Raw genomic sequence first — 17,436 nt, forward strand, 5'->3', positions numbered from 1 at the left:
AAATTAAACCAACAAAAAAATTAAGGTTATGATGTCGAGAATGGGTAACTAGCTCACCCTCAATAGAATATAGACAGTGTTGAACTAAACAGCAAAAATAAGACTTTCAAACTTTTGTAATGCTTGGTTTAGATCCTTATTAATAATAGTGTGGTTAAACTCTTCAATAGCCGTTAGCTCTTCTTTGGCCCGTTCTAGACGGCAAGCGATAGCTTCTTGTGAATCTTTGCCTCGTCTTCTCAGACGACGTTCCAGTTCTTCTAGAGATGGAGGTAGAACAAAAATTCTTAGGGCATCAGGAAAAGTCTGCTTAATATTCCTTGCTCCTACTACATCAATTTCTAATAATACTTTTGTCCCCGAGTTAATTTTTTCTTCTACATCAAAACGAGGAGTTCCATAGCAATTATTGGCATATTCTGCCCATTCTAATAATTCTCCCTGGTAAATCATCTCCTCAAATTTTGAGCGTGTGACAAAATAGTAATCTTTTCCATCCACTTCGCCCCGACGAGGGGGACGAGTAGTAGCAGAGATAGACAAATAAAGTTCATTATGGCGTGCTAGTAAGGAACGAACGAGCGTCCCTTTACCAACGCCACTAGGCCCCGTCAGTACGATGAGCTGTCCTGATGACATGGGGGGATTTTACCTTTAATTACCGTTAGTATGAGTATCTTTGCTAACGACAAATCGATGGGCGACGGTTTCTGGCTGAATAGCTGAAAGTACCACATGACTCGAATCTGTCATAATTACTGCGCGGGTTCGACGTCCATAGGTGGCATCGATAAGTTGCCCACGATCACGGGCATCAGTGATAATACGTTTAATAGGTGCTGATTCAGGGCTAACAATTGCAATCACCCGATTAGCAGAAACGATGTTTCCAAACCCAATGTTGATCAGTTGTATGTTTTCCATAGTTGTAACGGCTTTGCCGTGTGAGAAGTAATTGATAAACCACCATTACTAATGGTATCGATAAAAATTAAGACTTACAACGTAAAAATCTATCTAACCATTTATTTTTCAGTTTTTTTCACCTTTTTCTCATACTTTTTTCCATAATTGCCCTGGTTAGTCTCTGCACTTACAACAAATATGATGGTCATGATTACTAAAAAATACCATAATTCTTTGAAAATACCTATATATCGACAAATTTTTAGAATTATATGGGTTATCGTTTCGACATCAATGTTTTATGACTTTGTTTGAGGAGATTTAAATCAATATCAGCAAGGCAATTACGATTGAAGAGATTATCAATGGGGACTAATTCAGCTAGGACAATTATCTTTGTGGTCAATGAATAGACATTCTACTTTAGGATAAAACCATAAAACTTTCGGTAGAGCCACGAGATATAACCTCAGCTTTTTATAAATATTCTTTGAATATAACATTACCTGATTCATCACAATGTACGATTACTGAGATTATTTTTTGTAGCAAGTTAAAAGCTGAAAGAAGGATACGATACACTTGAAGAGTGTAATTTTCACAATTCGTGGCTGTTTACCAATGATTTCAACCGAAGGAACCCTTTTAGGTAAATCTTTAGAGGAATTGACCTATTGGGTACAACAACAAGGACAACCAGCCTATCGAGGCAAACAACTCCATCAGTGGCTATATCAAAAAGGGGCACGATCACTGGAGGAGATTCATGTTTTCCCAAAAGTTTGGCGCAAAAAACTTAGTAATTATCCTGTTGGTCGTTCTACAATTAATTATCGCATTATTTCCCCTGATGCCACTCGAAAATATTTGTTATCTCTTGATGATGGCTTAATTATTGAAGCTGTTGGCATTCCCACTACCAAACGTTTGACTGTTTGTGTTTCTTCTCAGGTAGGGTGTCCTATAGCCTGTGACTTTTGTGCCACAGGAAAAGGAGGCTATGACCGTAATCTTAAAGCTCATGAAATTGTAGATCAAGTTTTAACAGTTCAAGAAGATTTTCAAAGACGGGTCAGTCATGTTGTTTTTATGGGAATGGGAGAACCTTTACTTAACTTTGAGGCAGTAATCTCTGCTGTGAGAATTCTTAATCAAGATATGCGAATTGGTCAGCGATCACTGACTATTTCTACGGTGGGACTTCCTCAAAAAATTATTCGATTTGCTAACTATAATCTACAAGTTACTTTTGCCGTCAGTCTTCATGCTTCTAACCAAACATTGCGAGAAAAATTAATTCCTAGTGCGATTCATTATCCTATAAAACAATTGTTAGAAGACTGTCAAAAATATGTTGAAATTACTAAACGGCGAGTAACTTTTGAATATATTTTATTAGAGGGAGTCAATGATTTACCTGAGCATGCCATTGAATTATCTAATCACTTACGGGGATTTCAAAGTCATGTTAATTTGATCCCTTATAATCCTATTAAAGAAGCGAATTACCAACGTCCTAATCAGCGAAATACTCAAACTTTTATGAAAATTCTTCAACAACATAAAGTTACTGTTAGTGTTCGCTATTCACGAGGATTAAAAGCCAATGCAGCTTGTGGACAGTTACAGTCTTCTCGTTTATTTTTAAACTAATTTTTGTTAATTTTAAAAGTATGTGTGTTTCATGAAAATAAGTTGTTTCCGAAAGAAGTGACTTGAGCCTGAGATATTATCAACTTTTCGGTTTGAGAACAATCGACCATTAAATAAATACAAACTGGAAAGTTAATCCCAATAACTGTAGTATGATTGCATTGACATCGTTTATCAAGATATACAAAATTAAGACAGCAGATTTTTGGTTTTTATTCATGATTTTTTTAAATAAAGAGAAAATACTTTTTTTCTAGAATTAGTAATGATAAACTAAGTCAATTTAGTGAAAAATATATAAACCCCAGTTTTGCTAAAAAAATAAGACTTCAAATACTGTTTATCAATATTCAGTAATATTGTTTTTCTCTGTTTAGAGTACGATAAAATGTGAACTGAATTTTACAGCTACTATCTTAAAATTAGTGCAATAATATTGCAACTTTTATTTCTGCAATTTGTCGTCATTATTCAGTATTTTAAGTCTTTAAAACATAAATTTTTAATAAAATAAAAATAAGGATATTGTTATAGAAACTATGCTTTATTTTACCAAAATTTCATAGTAAATGACTGTTCTTGAGGTCACAATAAAAAGTTAAGTAATAAATGATAAAGATGTTACCCTAGCAGTGTAATTACGAATACAAATTATTATACTACTTTTGTAGTTAAAAAAACTAAAAAATTACTTTTCTTCGAAAGAAGAAATTCACTTTATTTGAAAATTATTAATCCTGAAGAAGAGGAAACTAAGTTAAACTTAGAAAATGAATAGAAGATAGAGTCATAAAAAATTGCCTAATAAAATGTAGAGTTTTATTCAAAAATTAATAAATAATAGCTATTTTGTTCTACAAATAGACAACAGAAAAAGTCTTATTTTGCGTCTTCATAAAAAGAGAAAATTAATTATTTTAAAAATCTAAGAAGTTCTTATAACTATTTGCAATGCAATACTATTGCACCGATAAATTACATGCTTATAAACGATATTTATCTGAAGATAGACGCGAACAAAATTAGATATAAGAAAACTAAAGAGCTCGAACATAAATATATTCAACTGAATACTAGAATAAAAAAATAGAAGGAAAGACTATTTGTTTTTCTAATACTAAAAACGTACAGGGTATTGTTTTTAGTATATTTATCAATAAGTACAAATCGGGTTTAAGCCAAACAACATAGATTAACAATATAATCGATAAGGTAGATTAAGAATCTATGTTGTTTGATTGTTAACAATCATCAGGAAAATTTGTTACTAATATAAAATAGTCGAGAAAAAACTAGATGCCGTATATTAACTATCAACAATTGACTCTTAATTCATTTATTTCATAAGAACTACTCGTTGTAAACATAACTGGATAACCTTATCAACAAGCAATAGTTTATTATCTAGTTGCTAATCAAAAGATTATTTTAGAAGTTTCCAATAGACTAAAATGTGTAGGTTATCATCCAGAATATAAGTGCTAGGTTTAATTATATAAGACAGAAGCAAAAAAAATAAGATTCGAAATTTTATACAACAAAAATTGTAATAAAAAACATCCCATAGTTATAAGTTCTTTGGTTTTTTATACTAATCGAGAAATATTATTAATATTAAGCCCTTTTTAAGGAAGAATTGAAATTATTAATTTTTTTAAAAAGAATTAACTAGCAGATGAACAAACTAGCTCAAATGTAAATTGTTAATAAATTATTTACTTTTCTTAAAAAACTCAACTTTCTATCTTCAATTTTGATAGTTTTTTTTGAATGAGATAATGTTCTTATTCGTACTGCTGCAGTTTTAAAAAAAGAGATAATGAAGGTTGAAAGTCAATATGATAATCTCGAAGAGCAAAGTGTAGCAGTAGGCAACAGATTTATTTTTCAAAAAAGAGTTAGATAACTTTTAGATTCCCCACAATTATTCCGTTTATTCCTCCTTGGGCTAATAAGATTTTGCCTTTAATAGAAGTACTACAGTTATTAATCCTGCTTTGAGAATAAAGTATATTGAAACTTTGTAATCCTGGAATGGAAATAAATACTTTGCTATACAAAATTAAATTTAGAGGATGTTAGAAGATATTTATGATGATGAATTTAAAGAACAAGAATCAGAGGACAGTTAGTTAGATTCATATTTGAAGTGGTAAAGTACTCGAGCATTTAATTCTGAATATTTAAACTTATTAATTTACTCATCCTTAAATACTAAAACGTAATAACACTCCTAATAGACTTACCTTGGTTCATTAACTCAAACGCATTGTTAATCTTCTCTAAGGGCATAATATGGGTAATTAAATCATCAATATTAATCTTGCCATCCATATACCAGTCAACAATTTTAGGAACATCTGTACGCCCCCTTGCACCACCAAACGCGCTTCCTTTCCAAACCCTTCCGGTGACTAACTGAAACGGACGGGTACTGATTTCTTCTCCTGCACCAGCCACTCCAACAACAGTAGAAACTCCCCAACCTTTATGGGAGCATTCTAAAGCTTGTCGCATAACGTTAACATCACCAATACATTCAAAACTATAATCTGCCCCCCCTTTGGTTAATTCTACTAAGTACCCTACCAAATCACCATCAATTTCTGTAGGGTTGACGAAATGAGTCATGCCAAACTTTTCGGCTAATGGACGTTTGGATGGATTAATGTCGACTCCTACAATCATATCAGCCCCCACCATTTTCGCCCCTTGAATCACATTTAAACCAACACCTCCTAACCCGAACACCACTACATTAGAACCCGGTTCGACCTTAGCTGTATTTACCACCGCCCCAATTCCTGTTGTTACCCCACAACCAATGTAACAAATCTTATCGAAGGGGGCATCTTCGCGAATTTTTGCTAGCGAAATTTCTGGAACTATGGTACAGTTAGAGAAGGTGGAGGTGCCCATGTAGTGGTATAGTGGCTTTCCGTTTATGGAAAAACGGCTAGTACCGTCTGGCATGACCCCTAGTCCTTGGGTTGAACGAACTGCCTGACAAAGATTGGTTTTAAAACTTAAACAGTACTTACACTGGCGACATTCAGGAATGTACAGCGGAATGACGTGGTCGCCAGGTTTAAGACTTGTTACCCCCTTCCCCAATTCAAGCACAACTCCTGCCCCCTCGTGTCCGAGAATAGCTGGAAATAGTCCTTCTGGATCTTTTCCCGATAAGGTGTATGCGTCAGTATGACAAACCCCAGTAGCTTTAATTTCTACTAAGACTTCCCCTGCTCTCGGTCCCTCTACCTGTACTGTTTCGATGCTAAGGGGCTTCCCAGCCTCGAATGCAACAGCTGCTTTGACATCCATTGTATTGTGATTGTCAGTTTCTAGTTAGTGTGATGGCACCGCCAAGTTAACAATCCCCAACTTTTTCTGCGGAGTTATGGCTTTTGAGTATTGTTTATATAAAACACCAGCACATTTATATAATAGCAAATTATGCACTTGAATGCTATACCTAGGAGACTGTTTATGAACATAGAATCCAATGTTACCAGTTAGAGAACTTTCGTTGTTTTTTACCAATTGAATCAATTTGTTATACCGTAATGTTTTCTTTGTCGGCATGTTTTGATATGTTAGATTGCACAAATACGCTTTAAAATTAAAGTAATACTTACTTTATAAAAAGTTTCTAGCGATTATTAACTAGAGAAAAGTATCCTGTAAATTACAAGAGACTTCCGATAAACCAAACAACGTCCTACAAGATATGTCCTGTCCTTCTGCCATTTGTCCGTAAGAAAATACCCAAGGTAAATTATCTTTCAACAGATTAGTTTCACTAAGAAACCAATCTCTAACATAAGGACTCCCGTAAATGATTAATCCTTTAACCATCTTATGCTTTATCAATTTCTTATAAATCTTCTGTGCCCTATCGGTTAATCCTGCATTTCCTCGAAATGGATTTCCTCTAACAAATATTTGTAATAGAGTATTGCGATTTTTCTTCAAAACAAGACTGAGAGTATTTTCATCTACCAACTGTAAATTGTACCCTAGTTGTTTAGGAATAGTGATAGCAGGAGTCTGGCGATCTAAAAAGTCACAATTAAGGAGATCATCTACCACAATTAAATTACGTCGTTTGTATTTCTTCTTTAGGGGTAAACTTCCTCCCTTCTCGCTCGAGTATTGAAGAATATGAACAACCGTTTGTTTTGCTCTAGGTTGAGATAATTGATTTAGAGAAGATAAAAGCTGATTTTCAGGGGAACAAATGGTAGTCGATACTTTTTGTTTAGCATGCCAAATTCGTGACAGAGAAGATTCAATTCTCTCACGAGTAATGCGTCCTGACTCAACCGCTTGGTAAACTGCCTCAATGGTTTTTTTGGGATCATGAGGCATCAATAAAATATCAGCCCCTGCTTCTACCGCCATCACTGCCACTTCTTCAGGTGTGGCATAATTAGTTACTCCTCCCATTACCAAAGCATCGGTAACAATTAATCCTTCAAAACCTAGCTTTTCTCGTAATTGACCTGTTAATATCTTGTTGGAAAGGGTTGCAGGTTTTTGCTCATCCCAAGCCTGAATCAATAAGTGGGCAGTCATCACACTATCGACACCAGCCTCTATTGCTTTTTTAAACGGGACCAATTCTACTTCAGCTAGTCGACGTGTTTTATGAGGGATAACCGGTAAATCTAAGTGAGAATCAATGCTAGTATCTCCGTGTCCTGGAAAATGCTTAGTAGTAGTTAGGACATTATAGGTCTTAGCCCCGTTTATAAACGCCGTTGCTAAGTGACTAACAATCTCAGGATCATTACTAAAAGATCGGATATTGATTACCGGGTTTTCCGGGTTATTATTAACATCAACTATGGGGGCTAATATCCAATTAATCCCGATAGCGAGAGCTTCTTGGGCAGTAACTGCCCCCATTTGGGTTGCATATTCAATCGCTTGATCTAAATTTTGTTTAGCAATAGCTCCTAAGGCCATCGGAGGAGGAAACCAGGTCGCCCCAGAAAATCGCTGTCCCACCCCCTCTTCAGTGTCTGCAGCCACTAACAGAGGAGTCTTTGACCACTGTTGTAGCTGTTGGGTTCTTAGGGCTAATTCAGCCCCAGTTCCTCCCAATAAGATAATACCCCCCAAATTTAAGGTTTGTAGCCAATGGCGTAATTGAACATTAGGAGCCTCCCAAGTAGGGAAACGAATTTGCTGATCAAACAAATGGCCAGAGGCACGAACTACTACCATTTGTCCAATTTGTTGTTTGAGGGTTTCGTTAGTCCAATGGAATAATGAGTTGGTCACAATGGTTAATTATTCTCTTTTTAGTTGAGATCATTTTCGTCGGGGAGAGTTTCTTTAATTTGATTGAGTAGATGAACCATCTTATCCCCTCTTTCTAGGGAAATATCTTGGAGAAAGACCACTTCCGGGGTACGTCGTAATCGCATTCGCTGTCCCAATTCTCGACGAACAAATCCTGCAGACGATTGGAGTCCAGCCATGGTTTCTAATTGAGCTTGTTCACTTCCATAAATACTGACAAAGATTTTGGCATGTTGTAAGTCTCCTGATACGTCAACTGATGTAACACTAACTATTCCCGCCCCCACGCGGTCATCTTTGATATCGTGGAGTAACATTTGACTGACTTCGCGTTTTATCAATGAGGAAACACGAGAAACTCGACGACTAGTAGCCATTTTTGCCCCCTATTGTTCCAGAATTGTGGTCTAAAATTGAGACAGAATATCTTAAGTTGACGATTCTGTTATCCATAACGATATCAATAATATTACTGTTATAAATTCAGACAAGATAATCATTATTAACTCTACTCAATTGAGTTATTACCCTAAGACCGAAGATCCTAAGTCAGGGGGAATATCTTGCCAACGTCCAGGACCAACAGCCCGAAGAGCTTCTACTAGGTTTAGATCCCCTGTGTATAGAGCTTTTCCTATAATTACCCCTGTTACCCCTACAGCTTCTAAAGAAAGTAACCCTAATAAATCAGTTAAAGAACTGACTCCCCCTGATGCAATGATCGGAATATTAACATGACTTGCTAATTCTCGTAGGGCTTTCTGGTTAGGCCCGCTTAAAGTTCCATCTCGATGAATATCGGTATAAATAATGGCGGCTACTCCGGATTGTACCATTTGTTGGGCGAGGTTTGTTGCTAAGACTTCTGAGGTTTCTAACCATCCTCGTGTAGCTACTTTACCATTACGGGCATCAATGCCTACGGCAATTTTTCCAGGAAATTCTTGGCATAATTTCTGAACTAAAGCAGGATCTTCTACAGCAACTGTTCCCACAATGGCACGATCAACTCCCAGGTTGAGGAGTTGGGCAATACTAAAACTATTGCGTAACCCTCCTCCTACTTGGACAGGAATAGCAATAGATTTCACAATGGCTTCAATGGTGGTTAAATTGATAGGTTTTCCTTGTTTAGCCCCATCGAGATCTACTAAATGAAGGTATGTTGCCCCAAGGTCTGCCCATTGACGGGCTATTTCAACTGGATTTTCGCCGTAGACTTGGGATTGTTGGTAATCACCTTGATAGAGACGGACACAACGTCCATCAAGAAGATCGATTGCAGGGATAATATCCATTTTCGATTTATATTTTAGGATTAATTTGCCTTAATTCTCATTATCTCTTAAAAATTCCACAATTAGAGATTCATAGATAAAAAAATCTAATCATAAAACTCGTTTGATAATTTTTAGCTCTTTATTATTCTATTTCTAGAGAAGTTGTGTACAACGTTATCTAGGGGAAATTAAGCCTATTGGAATGGAAAATCAATTAACTGTTCCTCGTAGGGCTTCTGCATCGATTGGTTTTAGAAAATAAATTCGTAATAAATCTCCGATAATTCCGACAATCAACGGCAATTTACTTAGGTTTTTTATGATTTTAGGGGTGTCACTCTCTCCGATTTCTTTCATCTTTAAATTACGCTTAGAACATCGTTGTAAACGAGAATAAAATTCAGGATTATCTACATCAAGAATACTGGGAAATGCTCGTGCCGATGTTTGATTTGTTTTACGGATTACTTCTTGATCAAATTCTGTAGCATTTAACCCTAAAGACTCGTAAAAACTAGCTCTTTCATGAACAGTTAAAGTGTGGGTAGCAAAGACAGATAAGAGAAAGAAGCGGCTCCATAATCTAGATTGCCAAGTGTTCCAGAGTTTAGGCTGAGAACGTAATAAGGCAGTGAAAATATCTCCATGACGATTTTCGTCTTGACACCAGTTTTCAAATTTTTTGAAAATAGGATAGAATTGTTTCTCGGGGTGTTTTTCTAAATGATGAAAAATAATGATGTAACGCCAATACCCGATTTTTTCAGAAAGATAGACGGCATAAATTACCCATTCCAATGGGAAGAATGTATAGGTACGGTTTTTGGTAATTTTTCCCAGATCTAAGGATAAGTTAAAGTCCGCCATTGCCTTATTTAAAAACCCTGCATGACGAGCTTCATCCCGCGCCATCAAGTAGAACATTTCTGACAGAATCGGGTTGCGGCCTTTTAGTTTTCGGGAAAGTTCTTTGAATAAAAGAAACCCAGAAAATTCTGAAATACAAGACCGTTCAAGATATTCAACAAATCCTTCTTTCACAGTTTTATCTAAATTATCCCAAGAGCCTGTATTGAATTCTTCATCACGGATAAAATGGTGGCGATTGTAGTCTTTTCTCATCTCTGTCAACATCGCGTTTAATTCTATTTCTTGTTCTGTCAGAGACAGCTTAGCGGCAGCTTCAAAATCTGTCGTGTAAAAACGTGGGGTGAGAAGAGTTTCTCGGATATGGGCTTTAGTTGTTGGTTTGACTTGTGTAGAAGTGACTTCATCTAGTGTGTTGACCATATATTTTTATATAACTATTCGGTTATATAAAAATATATGGCTAAAGATACTTCCTTGGCTAGGGGGTATTGTCAAAATGTTACGTAATGCTGATATTTAAATCTATCTTCAATCCGGTAGGCAAATAGAATTGATTTATATTGAATTTCAACTAAAAGTCAATGACTAGTTGAATCATAAAATCATTTATATTTTTTATTAAATCTGAAAGTATTGATATATCTATGTCGGTAGATCTTAAATAAATTTAAGAATTAGGTGTGATAAAAGTTGCAAAAATCAATTTAACGTATTGGTTGATATCATCCGTTTAGGTGAGGTAGACATTCTGTCGTTTATTTTATCATTTTAGGGGTGGAAATGAATTATTTTTAGTGTGAAATGAGGAGAAAATAACCCCATACACCCCTTAAGTCATTATGAAAGTTGTTTTATTGTTCATTGGTCTAAGTTTTTCTCTAACAGTAACCGTAATCGCTTCTGAAACGGAGCCTTCAGCTGAAGACCTAGCTGGAGTTGAACCAAAAACTTTTGACGACTGGAATTGGGCAGTCGGGGGTAAATATAAAAACAATATACAACCAGAATCTTACAACTCTAATGGACTAGGTTTGGATGCTTATAAAACTAGAGTCGAGAAACTAAACAATACTTTGGAAATTAATGATCGCCAACTAGGAGATGTTCAAAGGCCGACCCGTCGTCTCCCTTTTACCGAATTTTAACCTAAATGAATTCGAACCTAAATAAATAGGATATTGTCTTTTAACTCTTTCTTAAATGGGAATCTGCCGATCCGGTTGAGTTGCCTTGATCAAGTAAGCCTAAATAATCAAAAGTGGTTTATGAAGTCTTGTTACCTTAAAGTTAACGTACAGTGGTTTGCAGCAATTGGGGGTTGTCAAGTAACTTCTAGGTTTAATAGCTAAAAAAGAACTAACCGTCATTACTTAGTAGTGAAGAGACCGAAGTGTTGAAAATTTGGGTCAAATAAAGACTGAACTTTTGTCGGAATTAATGGCTATAATCTCTTGAGGTACAGGCTCGCTGAATCTTGCCCTTTTACAGCTAGGGGTGGTTGTTTGTCCTGAAATGAACTTTTGTTTTCTAAAGCCTTGCACTGATAACTACCTTGAGTTAGATTCCAATATAAATAAGAAAAAATTTGTGGAGATGAAATGGATTTTATGTTTAAGCTAAATTAAAGAAGTATTAGTGAGCCATTAGAAGTTCTACAAAACTTTTAGTCACGGACCTCACATCAAGTTGTCTCTTAAGCTTAAGAAGGTTTGTTAATTATATAAGTTTATTTTTTTTAAAATATTTAGATTAATGTGTGTTGGCTATTTTGATTATATTTTCAAATAATTTATAGTATATTTAATCACTGATCTAATTTGAAGTAATTATATTTTATATTATTTTTTTATCTTATCATTACAACTGTAATAATTTCTATCTTAATAGTAATTTGATAAGTTGATGAGCATTATATGATCTATCAAAGTTACTAAAAACCAAAGATAATCAAACTTCTTACAATTATGCTAAATAATAAATACTCCTAATAAGGACTCGGTTAGTTTTTAATCTTTAATCTTACTTAGTTTGCAGATTTACTTTAACCAAAATTGATCAGCTGCTTAGATAAACTATAATAATATCAGGAGAAAAGACAAACAAAACTCAAAGTTATTTTTAAAAAACTGTGTTCACTGGATTAATTCAAGGCCTTGGCACAATACGTCCACAGGGATCTGACCGCTTTATTATTTCCTTAAAAGATGGCAAGACAACCGATATTTGGACAGATCTTGCTCTGGGAGATAGTGTAGCCATTAATGGGATTTGTTTAACTGTTGAGGAAATAACCTCTGATGGGTTTATAGCTACTGCTTCCCCAGAAACCTTACAAAGAACAACTCTAGGTCAACAAGTCCAAACCACTGGTTATGCCAACGTGGAACTTTCTTTACGGGTTGGTGGCAAACTAGGCGGACATTTTGTTACTGGGCATGTTGATGGAGTAGGTTATTTTGTGGAGGCGATTTCTACTGAGAAAGCTTGGGATATGTTCTTTTCGGCACCGCCTTCTCTTCTAGAACAGTGGCAGGAGAACATTGAACGGTATCTTTTTCCTAAAGGCAGTGTAGCGGTTAATGGCATTAGTTTGACCATCGCTGAATATGATCCTAGGGAGCATTGGTTTAAAGTAGCAGTCATTCCCCATACTTATCATCAAACCAATCTCTCTTATCTCACAATCGGGGACTGGGTAAATATTGAAGGGGATATACTAGGCAAACACGTTGCTAAGTTGTTAGGACAATCTTCAAATTTATATCAAGCTTCTCAAGACGTTAGTTTAGGTTTCCTTTCGGAACATGGATATATCTAGTTATCTGAACAATATTTTAAGTGTGGAGATAAAGATAGTGAGATTATAGTTAAGATTTGATAATCAGTGTGTTAGTTATGAGGCATTTATTTAATTTAAAAATATGACAATATAGGGCTTTTGCTGTAAAAAATCGGAGCAAATCTTTCAGTTTTTATGTTGACGAACAAATAATTTACTCTAAAAAGAGAATATTTGGAAAAACAATAACCTTGAGCTATTGTTGACTGGTAATAACCATCGCTTCACAAACTTAGTTAAAGCTTATCAGTAGTGGACTAAAAACTACAAAAAAATGTTATTATACAGACAATAATTTACTGTAAAATAAAATTCTTAGAAAACAAAAAATTGATAACTATCCAGTACCTAATATTTTAACACTGATACCAGTCGTCAGTAAAAACTGTATAACTAGATACTCAATTTCATAAGCCTTTAAAAATCTATACTTACATCTTCTCAAAATTAATTCACAAAAAGTCCACACAAGACAACCATTTGAGCAGCCTACTGTAAACAAAAATTCATCAGAGAATCTAGACTTTTGACAAAAGCTAGACTAAAGTTGTCTTATAAATCGGATTTAAAACAATAGTTTAAAAATTTTCGTTAAGTTCCAGTATAAAAAGATTCAGTGACAGTTGGATTATCAGTAATAGCTTCGCCTATACAAAACTTCTCTATCCTATCAGCTGTTCAGCAGCATTTCTTCGATATATCCACCTTTGTATTCAAAATTTAAGCTACACTTTCTTTTTTTAGTTTTCTATTAATAAAGTATGATTAAAACTTTTATTCAGCTTATATTTAGTTATCTTCTCTTTTCTTGACTCTTTAGAATTACTCTTCTCATTTTTCTATTGCTTAAGAACCACCACAATACTCCTTTATTCCTAGAAATTATTTTCTTATAAAGTTCTCTAATAATTCTACCCAATTTATAATTTCTTTAAGTTTTAATACTCTTATATTTAAACATAATATTTTCATTACCTTAATTCTTTATATTGGCTTGATTTTTAGAAAATTCATAATTTGAAATATCACTCTCTATCTAAACTATATTTCTACTTGAGTTTTTTATACTTATTTAAAGTTTATTTACTTAGCAAAAAATAGATTCTAATGGTGTGTCCTTAAAAAAATCCGCTTTCAGCCTAGCTCTTTTGATTATTTTTCTCAATAAAAATTTTACTAAACTGCGAAAAAAAAATAACAAATTTTAACTGAGAGTTGACATTTATGTTAAAAGTTATGTAGCTTAATAAGGGGTGAGATTCGGCACAATATCGTTCATCTCGACATAGCTAACAGAAAGGGTTGTGAAGGGACGGAAGTAAGTAAGGATAACTGAAGGAACGCAAGACAACCATAGACTATTAATGAGGTAGAAACACGTAGATGCTTATGTTTTCTTTAATTACTTTAACAATTGCTTCAGTGTCTGTTTTTCTCAGCTTTAATGCTAAAGAGGATGTGTTTAAGGCAGCTATGGGATGTACCGCTACTTTGTCTACTTTCTTAACTTTAATTGTTGCACCTTGGATTCTTAAGCTCGCTATTTTAGCAATTCCTATTTTGATTATCGACAGACTCAACAACAAAACTACCGAAGAATCAACTCACGGCTAAAAGTATTAGCTGCAATGTTGTCTTAATTCAAGTAGGGACTAGGAATGAAATATCTGAAGGTTTATATCTCTTCTAGACTGAGTATAGTAAGTTAGTAGTTAATAACTCCCGATAGTTTCGCTCTGTCTACGTTTTATGACTCTGAAAGAATAATTTTTATGACAATTAAGCTTTCAGATTGCAAAGGGTTAGCAAGATAGAACTATCGGCTTTTGTTTATTATGATTCCGTTATATCTAGTATAAAAAAACTGAATTTATTTAACTAGATTACTGTTTCTTTATTAGAGATCTATTACTTAAATCTAAGTTATTTTTATTACCTAGCTTTTTTCTCAAAAATTACCTAAATATCACTCAAATATCGATATACAGCTGTATTTTAGAGATTTTCTAATAACTAAAATAACCTAATTTATGAAAAACTATGATTGGATTGTTGTTGGTTGTGGAATTGCCTGGTCAGCATTAAGTTATGAATCAGTCAAAAAAGACTTAGAAGTTTGACTTATAGACAAGGAAATTAGTCAACTAAGTACTATCCACTATAGTTATAAGAGCTTAGTTTATTGATCGGTTCCCGATCAATAAACACGTTAACTTTGTTATGAAGAAATTGAAACCAGTCGTAATTTATCAGAATAATTAGGTACAAATATACGTTTTAAAAACTTGATTGATTGTTAGCAATTCGGGCAGAAGATAATTTCAAAGCGGTGACTCAAAATCATAATGAATTTGCGATTTGTCCTCAACGTTTAAATTTTCAAAAAGTGTGCGAATTGAAACTCCTTTTAAATTCAAGTTCTATTTCTGGGGAACTGAATCTACCTCATAGATATATTCATCTTCAGAAAACCAATCAAGTATATTTCCAAGCTTTTGTTCAACTCGAAGAAGGGAGCCAACTTGAGTTGGTTGAACAACTATCAACACCAAAAAATTATACCGTAGGAGTGATCACAGCTACTAGAACATATCGTAGTCAACACACTATCGTTTGTGCAAATGGACTGAGCCGTTATTTACTCAATAAAACTGGTGTAAAAGTTGATGTCTATTGCACTCATATACAGTTAATTATGACTCTTTGTGTATATATTAAATTGCGAACCTTCGTAATGCCAGCTATCTTAAAAAGACTAACAGCAAATTCGGAAATTAATAATTATCAGTGGTATCGTTTCAGGTCAGATATTATTACTGAGGAATACAATTTCTTAAAATTAATTTTTATTTAGGATAAATTAGCTAGATTTGCATCAACCCGACGGTTAAAATTGATCAGATTTTAAGTTAAAAAACCTTTAAAAAAATTGGTCAAATTTTATCTGCTTTAGAGAATCTGCCAGAAATTTTATAAAATTGCTTAGTTACATTTATGCCTTATTCTAGTGCTAGAGCAGGGAAATTTGAAGTGTTTACCGAACTTTATTTATTTTCTTGATTTAGATACTTTAGTCTTTACTCTTCCTTGAGCTAGATAGTTTGCGAACTAAATAACAGAAGACAGTGAACAAATACCAATTATTAATTAATTAGCTTTTATCTATTGAAAGTTAGTATCATTAATATTATCTATTAGCTAACCTTTTCCCTCCTCATTAATTATCTTGGGTTTACTGTTCAACGTGCTCAAAGCTCAATTGTATCTAGAGTCAAGACAGATCAGAAAAGAATTAAATAACTTAGAATATTAATTAGCTGGCTTATATTAATAAATAAAGCAATTTATGAAGAAAAAACAGATAACGTTAAATCAATATTAATTGTATCTAATTGGTATTCTAATCTATGAGTTGAAAAGGAATAGTTCTTATTAGATCACAGAAGTTTTTAAAGGCATTGAAGAAAAGTTATACAATCAATCAAAATAAATATAATAATCAAAATAGAGGTAAAACTAGCTTAATTAAAGTGAATAAATAAACAGCTTGATTTTCAATATTTTATTAACTGTTCTTTAGCTATTGGAGCAATAGTAGCCATAATTAGTAGCGTAGCTAATTTATTTTTTCCTAAATTTAGATACATTATATAGTGATAATTCATACTAAGGTTATCAATACCTCATAGTATCTATGGTTAAGATATAGCGACGGATAAAAAGCTAAATCTGCATATTCCCTCAGCTAATTTTATGAGCACCTCTAGCTAAATAACTAGGACTTCAATAAGTTTTTAAAAAATTGTTTTTTATATTATCTAAAAGCTAAAGTTAATACTTCATTTTTTTAAACTCTAGATATTTAGAATAATAAGTATATTTTTTGATCTCGTTTAAATTACCTTAAATTAAGGTTAAAATTTTATTTAGCTCAACTCTTAAAGGTTTTCTTTTTGAGAAGAAAAACCTTTAGCAACTATTATCTAGTGTCTAGTTTTTATATAAAAAGATTATAGTGCAAGACCTAAATTTTTGTCTAATTAATTATTTTTTGAGATTTTCTTTAATTATGAGTGTTTATCTAATTTGAGAAACAAGTAGCATGCTCAATAACAACAATAATAAAAAAAGGAATAAATAAGGAATTAGTCGAGAATATTCCTTAAAATTAAGTACGTATATTAACAAAACAAAATAAAGATAATCCGATAAGACTAGACAATACTTTACTCGTTAAATAGTCTGTATTTCTTGGCAATTACAGTTATAGTGTTAACTTTACGTATAACAAATTTAAGGTAATTTAGCTAAAGCAGCACCCGCTCTTCTTCTTAGTAAAGAAGTTTCCCTATTAGAATTCTATTTTAGAAAAAATAACTTGTCTTTTCCTAATAACAATATAGACTTATCTTTATTTTGTTGTACAGTAAAGTCACTCATTAGTTTAATTCCTATATTCCTTAGCAAAAATAGAATTAACATTATTGTTTCTAAATTTGATTACTATATTTGCTGTAAAACAGTTAATAGCAGTTATTTATATACTACAAAAAATACTTAAAATAGTTACTTTTTTAT

General features: G+C 33.5%; 13 protein-coding genes and 1 riboswitch. Of the genes, 5 read left to right on the forward strand and 8 right to left on the reverse strand.

Going from position 1 to position 17,436, the window contains the following annotated elements; all coding sequences use genetic code 11:
* Positions 1-84 precede the first annotated feature (84 nt).
* The 3 genes from gmk to RGRSB_RS10665 form a co-directional block, all read right to left on the reverse strand.
* Positions 85-639 carry a guanylate kinase gene (gene gmk / locus RGRSB_RS00935; RefSeq protein ID WP_119259432.1) on the reverse strand — a complete coding sequence of 185 codons (555 nt, stop codon included), beginning with the start codon at positions 637-639 and terminating at the stop codon, positions 85-87.
* A gap of 15 nt (positions 640-654) precedes the next feature.
* Positions 655-924, reverse strand: coding sequence for an extracellular matrix/biofilm regulator RemA (gene remA / locus RGRSB_RS00940; protein WP_119259433.1), 270 nt, complete (start codon positions 922-924; stop codon positions 655-657).
* Between the two features lie 259 nt (positions 925-1,183).
* Positions 1,184-1,312 (reverse strand): hypothetical protein, encoded by a 129-nt coding sequence (locus tag RGRSB_RS10665; protein ID WP_269460790.1) that lies wholly within the window; start codon positions 1,310-1,312, stop codon positions 1,184-1,186.
* A 215-nt stretch (positions 1,313-1,527) separates the two neighbouring features.
* Between RGRSB_RS10665 and rlmN the strand changes: the two genes are divergently transcribed.
* On the forward strand, positions 1,528-2,559 hold the full coding sequence (gene rlmN, locus RGRSB_RS00945; protein WP_119259434.1) for a dual-specificity RNA methyltransferase RlmN: 1,032 nt from the start codon (positions 1,528-1,530) through the stop codon (positions 2,557-2,559).
* Between the two features lie 2,214 nt (positions 2,560-4,773).
* Here the strand turns inward: rlmN and RGRSB_RS00950 are convergent.
* The 5 genes from RGRSB_RS00950 to acsF form a co-directional block, all read right to left on the reverse strand.
* On the reverse strand, positions 4,774-5,883 hold the full coding sequence (locus RGRSB_RS00950) for an S-(hydroxymethyl)glutathione dehydrogenase/class III alcohol dehydrogenase (protein ID WP_119259435.1): 1,110 nt from the start codon (positions 5,881-5,883) through the stop codon (positions 4,774-4,776).
* A 342-nt stretch (positions 5,884-6,225) separates the two neighbouring features.
* Complete coding sequence (locus tag RGRSB_RS00955) at positions 6,226-7,848, reverse strand: glycoside hydrolase family 3 protein (RefSeq protein WP_119259436.1); 1,623 nt, start codon at positions 7,846-7,848, stop codon at positions 6,226-6,228.
* A 20-nt stretch (positions 7,849-7,868) separates the two neighbouring features.
* Positions 7,869-8,246: a 30S ribosome-binding factor RbfA gene (gene rbfA, locus RGRSB_RS00960; RefSeq protein WP_119259437.1), complete on the reverse strand. Its 378-nt coding sequence runs from the start codon at positions 8,244-8,246 to the stop codon at positions 7,869-7,871.
* 147 nt (positions 8,247-8,393) lie between these two features.
* Positions 8,394-9,167, reverse strand: a complete 774-nt coding sequence (hisA, locus tag RGRSB_RS00965) for a 1-(5-phosphoribosyl)-5-[(5-phosphoribosylamino)methylideneamino]imidazole-4-carboxamide isomerase (protein ID WP_119259438.1) — start codon at positions 9,165-9,167, stop codon at positions 8,394-8,396.
* A 192-nt stretch (positions 9,168-9,359) separates the two neighbouring features.
* Positions 9,360-10,439 carry a magnesium-protoporphyrin IX monomethyl ester (oxidative) cyclase gene (gene acsF, locus RGRSB_RS00970; RefSeq protein ID WP_119259439.1) on the reverse strand — a complete coding sequence of 360 codons (1,080 nt, stop codon included), beginning with the start codon at positions 10,437-10,439 and terminating at the stop codon, positions 9,360-9,362.
* A gap of 419 nt (positions 10,440-10,858) precedes the next feature.
* On the opposite strand from acsF, the gene RGRSB_RS00975 reads away from it, so the two are divergent.
* The 4 genes from RGRSB_RS00975 (at position 10,859) to RGRSB_RS00990 (ending at position 15,712) form a co-directional block, all read left to right on the forward strand.
* Positions 10,859-11,164, forward strand: a complete 306-nt coding sequence (locus RGRSB_RS00975; RefSeq protein WP_119259440.1) for a hypothetical protein — start codon at positions 10,859-10,861, stop codon at positions 11,162-11,164.
* A 983-nt stretch (positions 11,165-12,147) separates the two neighbouring features.
* A complete protein-coding gene (gene ribE / locus RGRSB_RS00980) occupies positions 12,148-12,837 on the forward strand; it encodes a riboflavin synthase (protein ID WP_119259441.1) in 690 nt (229 codons plus the stop codon).
* Positions 12,838-14,128: 1,291 nt separating this feature from the next.
* A riboswitch (Glutamine riboswitch) is annotated at positions 14,129-14,205 on the forward strand.
* A 42-nt stretch (positions 14,206-14,247) separates the two neighbouring features.
* Positions 14,248-14,472 carry a riboflavin synthase subunit alpha gene (locus tag RGRSB_RS00985; RefSeq protein WP_420822999.1) on the forward strand — a complete coding sequence of 75 codons (225 nt, stop codon included), beginning with the start codon at positions 14,248-14,250 and terminating at the stop codon, positions 14,470-14,472.
* A 679-nt stretch (positions 14,473-15,151) separates the two neighbouring features.
* A complete protein-coding gene (locus tag RGRSB_RS00990) occupies positions 15,152-15,712 on the forward strand; it encodes a hypothetical protein (RefSeq protein WP_119259443.1) in 561 nt (186 codons plus the stop codon).
* Positions 15,713-17,436: the final 1,724 nt, after the last annotated feature.

This window comes from cyanobacterium endosymbiont of Rhopalodia gibberula, assembly GCF_003574135.1.
GTDB lineage: Bacteria > Cyanobacteriota > Cyanobacteriia > Cyanobacteriales > Microcystaceae > Rippkaea.

Bases quoted from the DNA above. Each gene is read 5' to 3' on its own strand.
- RGRSB_RS00975 (WP_119259440.1), top strand. From the start codon at position 10,859: ATGAAAGTTGTTTTATTGTTCATTGGTCTAAGTTTTTCTCTAACAGTA.
- rlmN (WP_119259434.1), top strand. From the start codon at position 1,528: ATGATTTCAACCGAAGGAACCCTTTTAGGTAAATCTTTAGAGGAATTG.
- RGRSB_RS00985 (WP_420822999.1), top strand. From the start codon at position 14,248: ATGTTTTCTTTAATTACTTTAACAATTGCTTCAGTGTCTGTTTTTCTC.
- hisA (WP_119259438.1), bottom strand. From the start codon at position 9,167: ATGGATATTATCCCTGCAATCGATCTTCTTGATGGACGTTGTGTCCGT.
- rbfA (WP_119259437.1), bottom strand. From the start codon at position 8,246: ATGGCTACTAGTCGTCGAGTTTCTCGTGTTTCCTCATTGATAAAACGC.
- RGRSB_RS00950 (WP_119259435.1), bottom strand. From the start codon at position 5,883: ATGGATGTCAAAGCAGCTGTTGCATTCGAGGCTGGGAAGCCCCTTAGC.
- acsF (WP_119259439.1), bottom strand. From the start codon at position 10,439: ATGGTCAACACACTAGATGAAGTCACTTCTACACAAGTCAAACCAACA.
- gmk (WP_119259432.1), bottom strand. From the start codon at position 639: ATGTCATCAGGACAGCTCATCGTACTGACGGGGCCTAGTGGCGTTGGT.
- remA (WP_119259433.1), bottom strand. From the start codon at position 924: ATGGAAAACATACAACTGATCAACATTGGGTTTGGAAACATCGTTTCT.